Source organism: Actinomycetospora chlora (assembly GCF_039542135.1).
Taxonomy (GTDB): Bacteria; Actinomycetota; Actinomycetes; order Mycobacteriales; family Pseudonocardiaceae; genus Actinomycetospora; species Actinomycetospora chlora.
On sequence record NZ_BAABHO010000064.1, the window covers coordinates 17,953 to 29,677 of the forward strand.

Sequence of the window (11,725 nt, forward strand, 5' to 3'; positions counted from 1 at the left end):
GGCCGGTCCGCACCCGTCGTCGGCCGCGGGTGCGGCGCTGCTCACGCGGGGCGGGTCGCGGTGAACAGGTAGTAGCCGATGGCGCCGAACAGGCGGTCCGCCCGGTGCAGGGCCTCGATGGTCGACGTCCACCGCTGCCCGGCGGCCGCGTCGACGACCCCCGCCGCCGCGGCGGTCTCACCGAGGTGGCCGAAGTACCGCGCGCCGAGGTCGGGGGTGAACACGACCATCCGGCTGGCGACCTCGACGTCGACCAGCCCGAGGTCGAGCAGGTGCCCGCGCAGGTCGCGCACGAGGCGGGGGTTGACCACGGCGGTGTCGGCCTCGTGGGCCAGCACGGCGCGGACGAGCGCCGGGTCGTCGACGTTCACGGTGTTGGTGTCGAAGTCCGGCGCGATGATCGCGATGCGGCCGCCGGGGCGGGTGACGCGCACGAGCTCGGAGAGCGCGCGGCCCGGGTCCTCGAGGTAGATCAGCACCCGCTCGACGCGCGCGACGTCGAAGGCGCCGTCGGGGTAGGGCAGCTGCTGCGCGTCGCCCGGCACGAGGTCGACCTCCAGCCCGGCCGCGGCCGCCCGGCGCCGGGCCTCGGCGATGAAGTCCTGCGACAGGTCGATGCCGGAGACCGCGCCGCCGGGCTGCACGAGCGCCGCGAGCCGGAGCGTCTCGAGCCCGAACCCGCACCCGACGTCGAGGACGCGCCGGCCCGGGCCGATCCCCGTGCGCTCGATCGCGAGGGCCTTGAGCTCCCGGAGCAGCGGCAGGCGGTCGAAGGCCTCGAGGGCGGCGACGTAGGTCGACTCCGCCGAGTGGTCGATGTCGGTGAAGTCGTGCAGCGAGATCGCCGCCGTCGCGGACCTGGGGGCGTCGTGGCTGGTCACGGCGCCGATCCTGGTGGATCCGGACCGACGGCGGAACTGCTCCACTCGGACCAGTCGGATGCTCCTCTCCACCGGTTGCTCCGACCGTGCCATGCTGCGCCACGCGCCGTTACTTGTATGTACCAACCACGAGGAGGCCGGGTGGCTCTGGACACCACGCCGCCGCGCGCACGGCAGCGTCCCGCCGGTCGCGCGGTCCGTCTCGGTGCGGTGGCGGTGGCCGTCGTCGCCGCGGGCGCCGTCGTCGCCGGCTGCGGGTCCGCGACGCCCGCCGCGCCCCGCACCGTCGCGGTGACGCGCGGGACTGTCAGCACGTCGGTGTCGGCCGTCGGGTCGGTGTCGTCCGGCCAGGTGAACGTCGGCTTCCCCCAGGGCGGGCAGCTGACCTCGGTCCGCGTCGGCGTCGGCGACCGCGTCGAGGAGGGCCAGATCCTGGCCACGATCGACGACTACGCCGCACGCCAGTCGCTGCGGCAGGCCCAGGCCCAGCTCGACGGCCAGGAGGCCCAGCTCGAGCAGGCCGAGGACTCGACGTCGGTCGGCGGCGCGCGGGCCGCGCTGGAGCAGGCGCAGCGGATCCTGGACGCCACCGAGCGGGTGGCCGGCTCGGGAGGCGCGGCGGCCAGCGGCGGCGCGGGCGCCGGCGCCGCGGGCGGTGCGTCGGGTGGCGCCTCACCGGCGGCGGCATCGGGAGGGGCCGCCGGCGGTGCCGGCGGCTCCTCGGCGGCGGGCGACCTGCAGGTCGAGCAGGCCCGGCAGGGCGTCGTCCAGGCGCAGAACAACCTCGACGCCGCCGAGGCCCAGCGCCCGCACACCCTCGACGCCGCGGAGGCCGCCGTCGACGGGGCGCGCGCGGGGGTGAACACCGCGCGGCAGAACCTCGAGAACACCACGCTGCGGGCGCCGTCGGCGGGGACCGTCACCGCCCTCAACGGAGTGGTCGGCGAGTTCGTCGGCGCGAGCTCGGGCACGACGGCGCAGGCGCCCGGCGGCGCCGCGGCCATCCCCGGTGCCCCGGCCGCGAGCGCCGCCTCGGGCGCGGCCGGCGCGGCCGGGGGCACCACCCCGACCCGGCCCGGCGGCGCGCAGTTCGTCGTGCTGGACGACGCGAGCGCGCTGCAGGTGGTCGTGCCGTTCCAGGAGGAGGACGCGGCCGCGATCGCCGTGGGCCAGCACGTCGACGTCGCGGTGGACGCGATCCCGGACGCCACGCTGGGCGGCACCGTGCAGGCCGTCGCGCCGTCGGGCGCGGCGATCGCGAACGTCGTCAACTATTACGTGACGGTCGCGCTGACCGCGCCCGACCCGCGGTTGCGCGAGGGCCAGACGGCGCGGGCGTCGGTGGTCACCGGGCAGGTCGACAACGTGCTCACCGTCCCGAACTCGGCCGTGCGCCGGCAGGGCACGTCGAGCTCGGTCGTCGTCATCGGCCCGGGCGGGAGCACGCAGACGACCCGGTTCAACGCCGGGCTCGTCGGCACCGACCGCACGCAGGTGCTCGGCGGTCTGCAGGAGAACCAGCAGGTCCTCACGACCGGAGGCAGGTCCCGATGAGCCAGCCCGACGACCCGTCCACCGGCCCGATCGCCACCGCGGAGGAGCCCGCCGCCGCGGAGCCCACCGAGGAGCAGGCGACCTCGGGGCGACGCCCCCTCAAGCGCTCCACGCGCATCGCGCTGATCGTCATCGTGGTGATCGCCCTGATCGCCGCGGCCGCCTTCACGATCAACTACTTCGTGGTCTCGAGCCGGTACGTCTCCACCGACAACGCGCAGGTCGACGGCACCCAGATCCCGATCGTCGCCCCGGCCGCGGGGACCCTCGTCGACTGGTCGGCGACGCAGGGCACCGTCCTGGAGCGCGACCAGGCCGTCGGCCGCATCCAGCTGCAGGGCGCCTACGTCCAGCCCCAGCTGACGATCCGCGCCCCCGCCGCCGGGACGGTCGCGGTCGACGACACCACCGAGGGCGCGTTCGTCACGGCGGGCACCCAGCTCGCGGTCGCCTACGACGTCTCCGACCTCACGGTCACCGCCCGCGTGGACGAGACCGACATCGACCAGGTGCGCGTCGGCGCGCCCGTCGACATCTCCGTCGACGCCTACCCCGACGTGCCGCTGACGGGCTCGGTCCGCGAGATCCAGGGCGGCGCCGCCGGGGTGTTCTCGCCGCTGCCGCAGTCGAACAGCTCGGGGAACTTCCAGAAGGTCACCCAGGTCATCCCCGTCAAGATCACGATCGACGACCCGCGCGGGCTCGAGCTCATCCCCGGCATGAACACCGAGGTCGACATCCACCGGGACGGGCGGTGACGCGCGTCCGCTTTGGGCCGTTGACCTGCGCTTTCCCGGATTTCCGGGACCGTCGGGACGGCGCTGCGGATGCGAGAATCCGATCGTGTCGACCGAGACGTCCGCCGGCCCGGACACCGAGACGGTGAGCGCGCCGAGCACCCCGGCACCGCCGCTGGAGCCGGCCCCGGCACCCCCGGCCGCCCCGGCCGGCCCGGCGTCCGGACCGCCGCCGACGCCCGCGGCGCCCGCGTCGTCGGGCCCCTGGGTGGTCTCGCTGATCGTCCTGGTCGTCGGGATGTTCATGTCGGTGCTCGACGTCAGCATCGTCAATGTGGCCATCCCGGCCATGCAGAAGGACTTCGGCGCCACCACCGAGGACATCCAGTGGGTGGCGACGTCGTACTCGCTGGCGCTGGGCGTGATCGTCCCGGCCAGCGCGTGGCTGGGCGAGCGGATCGGCCTCAAGCGGGCCTACATCTTCTCGCTGGTCGGGTTCGCCGCCGGGTCCGCGCTCTGCGGGCTCGCCTGGAACCTCGACAGCATGATCGCGTTCCGGATCCTGCAGGCCATCCCCGGCGGCGTGATCCCCGTGGTCGCGCTCTCGATGCTCTACCGGATCGTGCCGCGGGAGAAGATCGGCGCGGCGATGGGCATGTACGGCCTGGGGATCATCGTGGCGCCGGCCGTGGGCCCGACGCTCGGCGGCTACCTCGTCGAGTACGTCGACTGGCGGCTGATCTTCTTCATCAACGTGCCGATCGGCGTGCTCGGGGCGATCGCGGCGGTCGTGCTGCTGCCCTCGTTCACGGGCGGCGCCGCGAAGCGCTTCGACCTGCCCGGCTTCCTCGCGATCGCCGCGGGCCTGTTCTCGCTGCTCCTGGCGCTGTCGGAGGGGGAGAGCTGGGGGTGGACGAGCTACCGGGTGCTCATCCTGCTGACGTTCGGGTCGCTGTGCCTGGCGCTGTTCGTGGTGATCGAGCTCGAGGTCGACCACCCGCTGCTCGACGTCCGCGTCTTCCGCTTCTGGCCGTTCACCAACTCGCTGATCCTCATCACGGTGATCTCGATCGGCCTGTTCGGTGTGCTGTTCTACATCCCGGTCTACCTGCAGCAGTTCCAGGGCATGGGGGCGTTCGACTCCGGGTTGCTGCTGCTCCCGCAGGCCCTGGTGATGGCCGTGATGATGCCGCTGGCCGGCCGCATCTACGACCGTTTCGGCGCCCGCTGGCCCGCGGTGATCGGGCTGAGCGTGATGACCATCGGCACCTTCATGCTGCGCGACGTCACGATCGACACCCCGCACACCCACCTGCAGTGGATCCTCGCGTTCCGGGCCGGCGGGATCGGGCTGGCGATGATGCCGATCATGACCAACGGCCTGTCGGCCGTGCCGCCGCAGAACACCAGCGGGGCCAGCGCGTTCAACAACCTCGTCCAGCGGACCTCGTCGGCGATGGGCCTGGCCGCGATGACCGCCCTGATGACCGGCGAGCAGGCCCAGGGCATGAGCGACATGGGCGGCCTCATGGGGGCGCACGGCGCCCAGCCGATGACGACCGGCGGCGCGGGTGACGCGGCCGGGAGCGCGGCCGGCCACACCGCGGCGCTGCTGCAGAGCTACACGATGGACCAGGCGGCCACGGGGCTCGTGTTCACCAACGCCTTCGACGACCTCATGCTGATCACCTCGGCCCTCAGCGCCGTGGCGGTCGGCTTCGCCCTGCTGCTCCGCAGCAAGCCGTCGTCGACCGGCGAGAAGGTCGTCGTCGAGGCCTGATCAGCGGCGTGCGCGCAGGCGGCCCAGGGTGAGCTCGCCGGTGGTGCGGCGCTTGGCCAGGTACTCCGCGCGCTCGTAGGACAACCGCGTGCGGGGACCGCGGTCGGTGCGGAACACCGGCCCGCGCTCGCGGCCGTCGAGGAGCTCGTCGAGCAGGCGGGCGGTGCGGGACCGCCATGTGACCGTCCCGTCGTGGGTGGCGCGGTCGTCGCGGTCGAGGTCGACGACGTCGAGCGCGAGCACCGCCCGCACCGGGGCGCCCGACTCGTGCAGCAGCGACCACAGCGCGCGCTCCCGCACGGGCACGGCGGGGTCGGCGCACAGGGCCGCCACCCGCGCCGGGTCGACCGGCGGGGCGGGCACGGTGTCCGGCGCCCGGCGGGCGAGACCCGCGGCCAGGTCGGGACGGTCGGCCCAGGCCGCGAGGGAGCGCACGGCGGCCCGGTGCCGGTTCCACGTCGCGGCCGCGGCCCCGCCCCACGCGGCGGTCAGCACGCGGGCGACGTCGTCGCCGGTGACCGCGGCCGGCGGGGTGTCGCCGCCCAGCCCGCGCAGCAGGCGGCGCACCGTCTGGCCGTAGGCGCGGCGGGCCGGGTCGTCGAGGCCGGCGAGGAACGCCGCGGTGAGGTCGGCGAGCGTCGGTCCGGCGGGCGGCACCGCGAGGTCGGCGGCGCGGGCGTCGAGCAACGCGCGCTCGGCGTCGTTGCGGGTCAGGGCGGCAGCGCGGGCGTACTCGCGGCGGGCCTCGTCGGCGCGCCCCAGGCGCGCCAGCAGGTCGGCGCGCACCACGGGCAGGAGGTGGTAGTCGCGCAGGCGGGGGTCGTCGCGCAGCGCGTCGACCAGGGCCAGGCCCTCGGCCGGGCCGCGGGCGCGCCCGACGGCGACGGCCCGGTTCAGGGCGACGACGGGCGTCGGCCACGCGGCGGCGAGCCGGTCGTAGAGCGCGGCGATCGCGGCCCAGTCGGTGTCCTCGGGGCGGCGGGCCTGGGCGTGGCAGACCGCGATCGCGGCCTGCAGGACGTACGGGCCGCCCCCGCCGCCGAGGTCGCGGGCCCGCAGCATCGCGGTGAACCCGCGCCGCACGTGGACGGGGTCCCAGCGGCCGCGGTCCTGCTCGTGCAGGGGGACCGGCGTGCCGTCGGCGGCGGTGCGCGCGGCCGCACGGGACGCCTGCAGCTCCATGAGCGCGACGAGGCCGTGCACCTCGGGCTCGGACGGGGCGAGCGCGGCGAGCCGGTGCCCGAGGCGCAGGGCCTGCCCGCAGAGGTCTCCGCGCAGCAGGTCCTGACCCGAGGTCGCGGCGTAGCCCTCGTTGAAGACCAGGTAGACGACCTCGAGCACCGACGAGAGCCGCGCCGCCAGCTCCTCGCGGCCGGGCATCGCGAAGGCGGCGCCGGCCTCGGCGAGGGTCCGCTTGGCGTCGGCGATCCGGCGGGCGACGGTCGTCCCGTCGACGAGGAACGCCCGGGCGATCTCGTCCGCGGAGAGCCCGCCGAGCAGGCGCAGCGTCAGTGCGAGCCGTCCCTCGGTGGGCAGTACCGGGTGGCACGACAGGAACATCAGGCGCAGGACGTCGGCCTCGTCGTCGGGCTCGGCCGCGGGGACGGCGTCCGCGTGGGCGGCCGCGTCGTGGGCGCGCTCGGCGCGCTCGGCCCGACGCAGGTGGTCGACGGCGCGCCGCTTGGCGACGGCCGTCAGCCAGGCCCCGGGGTTCGCCGGGACGCCGTCGGCGGGCCACTGCTCGAGGGCGGCGACCAGGGCGTCCTGGGCGAGCTCCTCGGCGAGGCCGACGTCGTGGACCATCCGCGTGAGGGCGGCGACGACGCGGGCGGACTCGAGCTTCCACACCGCATCGACCTGGGCGTGCAGGCCGCCCCCACGCGGAGAGGTCACGGGCCCATCACCCGGTGCAGGATGCTGTCGCCGTCACCGACGATGCGCCGGAAGCGGCGGGAGACCTCGAGGGCCTCCTCGTGGGAGGACACCTCGACCAGGGCGAAGCCGAGGATCTCCTCCTTGGCCTCGACGAAGGGTCCGTCGGTGACGGTGATCTCGTCGCCCTCGGACGTCACCTTCACGCCGCCGGGCTCCAGCCCGCCGGTCGCGATGAGGATGCCGGCGGCGGTCATCTCCTCGATGAACGCGCCCATCTCCGCGAAGAGGGCCTCGTCGGGCTGGCGGCTGTTCTGTCCGGTGGTCATCAGGTAGCGCATCGCGATCTCCTCGGGTTCGTGGTGCGGGTGCTTCCGGCTCCACGTCGACCGGGCCGATGCGACAGGGAACAGCGCCGTTCCCTGTCATAGCAGCTCGGGCGACGTGGTGGCGAGAGTCCGACCCGCACCGAGAGGCACCCGAGATGACCACCATCACCGCCCCCGCCGCCGTCACCACCTCCTCCACCACCACCACCCGCACCCGCACCCGGCTGGCGGTGCTCGCCACCGGGCTCGTCGGGTGGTGCGCGGTGTCGGTCGCCCAGGCCGCCACACGCCAGGGGTTCGACATCCTGGTCCACCCCCTGAGCCAGCTCTCCACCGGCGACCTCGGCTGGGTGCAGATCACCAACTTCGTCGTCGCCGGCGTGCTGTGCGTCGTCGGGGCCGGTGGCCTGCGGTCGGCGCTGGCCGGGACGCCCGGCGCGACGTGGGCCCCGCGCCTGGTGCGGGGCGCCGGGATCGGGCTCGCCGCGGCGGGGGTCCTCGTCATGGACCCGGGCAACGGCTGCCCGGTCGGCGCGCCCACCGGCATCACCGCGATGTCCTGGCACGCCCTCGGCCACATGGTCTCGGGGACGCTGAGCTTCACCTGCCTCATCGCGGCGTGCTTCGTCCTCGGCCGCCACTTCACGCGCACCGGCCGTCGCGGCCCCGCCGTGGCCTCCCGCGTCGCCGGGCTGGCGCTCGTCGTGGGCTGGGGCTGGGCCATGGGCGGTGGTGTCGCCGGCACGCTGACCCTCGCGATCGGCGCCATCGCCACCATGCTGTGGATCGCGGCGGTCGCGCTGGGGCTGCGCCGCGCCGCCTGAGCCGGACCCGTACGACCGACCCCCGGGGCCTCACCCACAGGAGCCCCGGGGGTCCCGTGCGTCTGCACCACGTAGGCATCGGCGTCGAGGCGGCGCGCCGGACGGGTGGCGAAACCCTCGACGGGGTGACAACCCATCGAGCGGATCTCCTCCGCGAACGGCACCCGCGCCCGCGACCTCGCCGTTCACTGCCTCGTGCGCTCCGACACGGCTCGACCCCAGACCACCCGTGGGCCGGTCGTCCGGGCCCGGCGGACGCGACGGGTGGGACTCGTCGTGGCCGCCGGTGCCCTGACGACGGCCCTGACCCTCGTCACCGCCCTCGGCCCGCCCGTCGCGTTCGGGGACCCGGCCCCGACCCCGCCGGCCGGCCCCCAGGACACCCGTGTCGCCCCCGGCGACGAGGGCCCGCAGCGCTGGGCCCCGCCGCTGGCCGGGCTGTCGACCGGCGTGGAGGTCACCGCGGGCACGGCCCGGCTGTCGACCGGCCGAGACGGGACCGAGACCGGCCCCGCCGCACTGCGCGGAGCCGAACGCCAGGGTCTGCTCGACCTGGGCCCGCACCAGTTCGCCGAGCCCGTCAACCGCATCGACGCGCCGGTCACCGGCGACGTGCCACCGGGGTCGGCCGTCGAGGTCGACGTCCGCGGGCAGGCCGAGGACGGGCAGTGGACGGAGTGGATCCCCGCACGGCCGGGCGCCCCGGCGCTGCTGCCCGAGCCCGCCCGCACGGTGGCGGTGCGCCTGGCGCTCCTGGCGCCGACCGGCTCGGCGGGCCCGTCGGTGCACAGCCTCGAGGTCCTCGCCGACCAGGTCGCGACCGGACCCCGCGCGATCACCCCCCGGGCCAGCTACCGCGTGTTCGCGACCCGGGAGGGGCTCGTCGGCGGCGTCACCGCCAACGGGCACCGCATCGTCCCGGAGGACCAGTTCGTCGCGCTGCCCTCCCGCCGTGCGCTCTCGCCCAACGGCAGCGGTGACTACAGCGTGCGGGTCTGCAACGACGCCGGCGGCTGCGCCACCGTGCCCGTGTGGGACGTCGGCCCCTGGAACACCAAGGACGACTACTGGAACCCGCCGGACCAGCGCGAGCAGTGGAAGGACCTGCCCCAGGGACGCCCGGCCGCCCAGGCGGCCTTCGAGGACGGGTACAACGGCGGCCGCGACGGATTCGGCCGTCAGGTGAAGAACCCGGCCGGCATCGACCTCGCCGACGGCACCTTCCACGCGCTCGGGCTGACCGACAACGCCTTCGTCACCGTCGACTACCTGTGGACGGCGCGGGCCGCCTCGCTCGGCCGGGCGATCACCTCCGGCGCCGGCCCGGTCGTGGAGCGCACCACCCCCGACGGCGCGGCCGCCGACGGCGGGCTCGTGGGTGACGGTGCCCAGGTGGAGGTGCAGTGCCAGGTCGCGGGCAGCCAGGTCACCGGCAGCCAGGGCACGAGCAACCTCTGGCTGCGCACCCGCCCCGACCGCTACGTGCCCGCGGCCTTCATCCAGGGTGCGCCGCCGGTGCCCCCCTGCTGAGCTCACTGGGCGTGCCGAGCACCTCTGCCGGGTGACGCCGTCCTGCCACTACCCTCGGCGGGCGTGGCGACCGTCGCTGAATGGGTGGAAGGAGCGCGGCCGCGCACGCTGCCCACCGCGATCGCGCCGGTGCTGGCCGGGTGCGGGGCGGCGGCCGGCGTGGACGCGTTCGACCCGGTGGCCGCGGTGCTCGCGCTCGTGGTGTCGGTGGCGCTGGTCATCGGCGTGAACTACGCCAACGACTACTCCGACGGCATCCGCGGCACCGACGACGACCGGGTCGGCCCCCTGCGCCTCGTCGGGTCGGGAGCCGCCCAGCCCTACAAGGTGCGGCGGGCCGCGATGATCTGTCTGGGCACGGGCGCGCTCGCCGGCGTCGCGCTCTCGCTGTACAGCGGGCACTGGTGGCTGATCCTCGTGGGGGCGGCGTGCCTGCTCGGGGCGTGGTTCTACACCGGCGGTTCGCGGCCGTACGGCTACCGCGGGCTGGGCGAGATCGCCGTCTTCGTGTTCTTCGGCCCGGTGGCCGTGCTCGGCACGGAGTTCGTGCAGACGGGCCGGGCGAGCGGGCTCGGGATCGGCGCCTCGGTGGGTGTGGGCCTGCTCGCCTGCGCGGTGCTGGTCGCGAACAACCTGCGCGACGTGGAGTCGGACCAGGAGACTGGCAAGCGGACGCTCGCCGTCGTGCTGGGCGACCGCGACACCCGGGTGCTCTACGCGGCCCTCGTCGTCGTGCCGCTGGGCATGACGCTGGTGCTGAGCCTGCGGGCCTGGGGCGCCCTGGCCGGCCTGCTCGCGCTGATCCTGCTCGGGCCGGGCCTGCGGCGGGTCCTGGCCGGCTCGACGGGGCCCCAGCTCATCCCGGTGCTGCGCGACACCGCTCTCGGGCTGCTCGTCTGGGGCGCGGCCACGGGTCTGGGGCTGGCCCTCACCTAGCTCGCAGGTGCTCTCGATCTCGATCTCCCGAGAGTGTCGGGAGTGCTGTCGGGTCAGAACGGTGGCGGGTCGTCGGCCGGGTGGACGGCGGGTGGGGTGGTCTTCGCCGGTGGGGTGAGCCCGGTCTGTCGGAGGTAGCGGGCGCGCCAGTCGGGGTGGTCGTCGTCGGTCCACGCGGGCGCGTCATTCGGGAGAGGGCGGGGCGTGCCGGCGGGTCGGGGCGACACGGGTTCCTGGAGGATCTTTCTCGGTTTGGTGGTGTGGGCGATGCCGGCGCGGGTGCGCCACCGGAAGTGCCCGGGGTGGGGTTGGTGGAGCGTCCAGCCGCCGTGGTGTTTGGCGCGGTGGTGGTGGCGGTCGAGCACCCCGAGGTTCCAGTCCAGGCTCGGCCCACCGAAGGCGTGGTCGAGGGTGTGGTCGAGATCCGAGTGCTGGGCGCGGCGGCGGCAGGCCGGGGCGACGCAGCAGCGGTCGCGGACCCGGGTCCAGCGGTCGATCTCGACCCGCGGCCGGCGGCGGTAGAGATCAGCGACCGTGGCGGCCGGTGGCCCACCCTCGCGGGGCAGCTCGGCCAGCCTGGCCTGGAGCTCGGCCAGCAGCGCCGCCCACCGACCGTGGTCTCGGAGGTCGAGGGCAGCGAGCAGTGTCGTCGGAACGTGGAGTTCGACGATCGCCCGGCACCGCTGCCCCGACCCACCCGGTCGGGGCCGGTGTGGTCGTCGCCGGGCGAGCAGGACGTGCTGCAGGCGGCCCTGATCGTCGGTGCACACCACCCGCCACTCACCCCGGCGGTAACGGGCCAGCAGCGTGCGAGCCGCTCCGGCCAGGACCGTGCCGTAGCCGGGCACCGCGCCGGGAATGTCATCGAGCCCCAGCGCGGTGGTCAGCCGCAACCGCACCTCCCCGACCCCGCCGCGAACCCGCCCCGAACCCGGCTCCGGCCCATCGAGCAGCGCCGGGAACGGCTCCGCATCGCCAACAAGATCGGGCAGATCGAGCAGGCCCTGCCCGATGCCGCCTTCCGTGCCGCCGCTGAGGCCGCCGCCCTCGGGTCCGCCCGGCTCGTCGCCGGCGGAGCCGCCGGTCGCGCTGTGGTCGTCCTCGCAGCCGCGCGGTCCGGGGCGGGGCTCGGGGTCGGGCCCGCCGCAGCTGGGTCCGCCGTCGCTGGGTCCGCCGTCGCTGGGTCCGCCGTCGCTGGGTCCGCCGTCGCTGGGTCCGCCGTCGCTGGGTCCGCCGTCGCTGGGTCCGCCGTCGCTGGGTCCGCCGTCGCTGGGTCCGCCGT

The 11,725-nt window shown here is 75.4% G+C and carries 10 protein-coding genes; 6 read left to right on the forward strand and 4 right to left on the reverse strand.

What is annotated here, in order from left to right:
• Positions 1-41: 41 nt before the first annotated feature.
• On the reverse strand, positions 42-881 hold the full coding sequence (locus tag ABD994_RS27255) for a methyltransferase domain-containing protein (protein WP_345423310.1): 840 nt from the start codon (positions 879-881) through the stop codon (positions 42-44).
• Between the two features lie 141 nt (positions 882-1,022).
• Here ABD994_RS27255 and ABD994_RS27260 point away from each other — a divergent pair, with 141 nt between their 5' ends.
• The 3 genes from ABD994_RS27260 to ABD994_RS27270 all read left to right on the forward strand — a co-directional run bounded on the left by ABD994_RS27260 (position 1,023) and on the right by ABD994_RS27270 (position 4,952).
• A complete protein-coding gene (locus ABD994_RS27260; protein ID WP_345423313.1) occupies positions 1,023-2,435 on the forward strand; it encodes an efflux RND transporter periplasmic adaptor subunit in 1,413 nt (470 codons plus the stop codon).
• A complete protein-coding gene (locus tag ABD994_RS27265; protein ID WP_345423316.1) occupies positions 2,432-3,193 on the forward strand; it encodes an HlyD family secretion protein in 762 nt (253 codons plus the stop codon). Before ABD994_RS27260 ends, ABD994_RS27265 begins: the two co-directional genes overlap by 4 nt.
• A gap of 85 nt (positions 3,194-3,278) precedes the next feature.
• Positions 3,279-4,952, forward strand: coding sequence for a DHA2 family efflux MFS transporter permease subunit (locus ABD994_RS27270; RefSeq protein ID WP_345423319.1), 1,674 nt, complete (start codon positions 3,279-3,281; stop codon positions 4,950-4,952).
• Here the strand turns inward: ABD994_RS27270 and ABD994_RS27275 are convergent, their stop codons facing one another.
• The gene (locus ABD994_RS27275; protein WP_345423322.1) at positions 4,953-6,845 is read right to left on the reverse strand and encodes a DUF6596 domain-containing protein; all 1,893 of its coding nucleotides are present in this window, start codon (positions 6,843-6,845) and stop codon (positions 4,953-4,955) included.
• Positions 6,842-7,165: a YciI family protein gene (locus tag ABD994_RS27280; protein ID WP_345423325.1), complete on the reverse strand. Its 324-nt coding sequence runs from the start codon at positions 7,163-7,165 to the stop codon at positions 6,842-6,844. Before ABD994_RS27280 ends, ABD994_RS27275 begins: the two co-directional genes overlap by 4 nt.
• Positions 7,166-7,308: 143 nt before the next feature.
• Between ABD994_RS27280 and ABD994_RS27285 the strand changes: the two genes are divergently transcribed.
• From ABD994_RS27285 to ABD994_RS27295, 3 genes are all read left to right on the forward strand, one after another.
• Complete coding sequence (locus ABD994_RS27285; protein WP_345423328.1) at positions 7,309-7,977, forward strand: DUF998 domain-containing protein; 669 nt, start codon at positions 7,309-7,311, stop codon at positions 7,975-7,977.
• A 264-nt stretch (positions 7,978-8,241) separates the two neighbouring features.
• Positions 8,242-9,507, forward strand: a complete 1,266-nt coding sequence (locus ABD994_RS27290; RefSeq protein WP_345423331.1) for a hypothetical protein — start codon at positions 8,242-8,244, stop codon at positions 9,505-9,507.
• Positions 9,508-9,570: 63 nt separating this feature from the next.
• Positions 9,571-10,443 (forward strand): 1,4-dihydroxy-2-naphthoate polyprenyltransferase, encoded by an 873-nt coding sequence (locus ABD994_RS27295; protein ID WP_345423334.1) that lies wholly within the window; start codon positions 9,571-9,573, stop codon positions 10,441-10,443.
• A gap of 53 nt (positions 10,444-10,496) precedes the next feature.
• Here the strand turns inward: ABD994_RS27295 and ABD994_RS27300 are convergent.
• A partial coding sequence (locus ABD994_RS27300) for an HNH endonuclease signature motif containing protein (protein ID WP_486303756.1) occupies positions 10,497-11,725 on the reverse strand: 1,229 nt, incomplete at its 5' end.

Excerpts from the sequence above, each read along its gene's own strand:
- ABD994_RS27280 (WP_345423325.1), bottom strand. The coding sequence starts at position 7,165 with ATGCGCTACCTGATGACCACCGGACAGAACAGCCGCCAGCCCGACGAG.
- ABD994_RS27265 (WP_345423316.1), top strand. The coding sequence starts at position 2,432 with ATGAGCCAGCCCGACGACCCGTCCACCGGCCCGATCGCCACCGCGGAG.
- ABD994_RS27285 (WP_345423328.1), top strand. The coding sequence starts at position 7,309 with ATGACCACCATCACCGCCCCCGCCGCCGTCACCACCTCCTCCACCACC.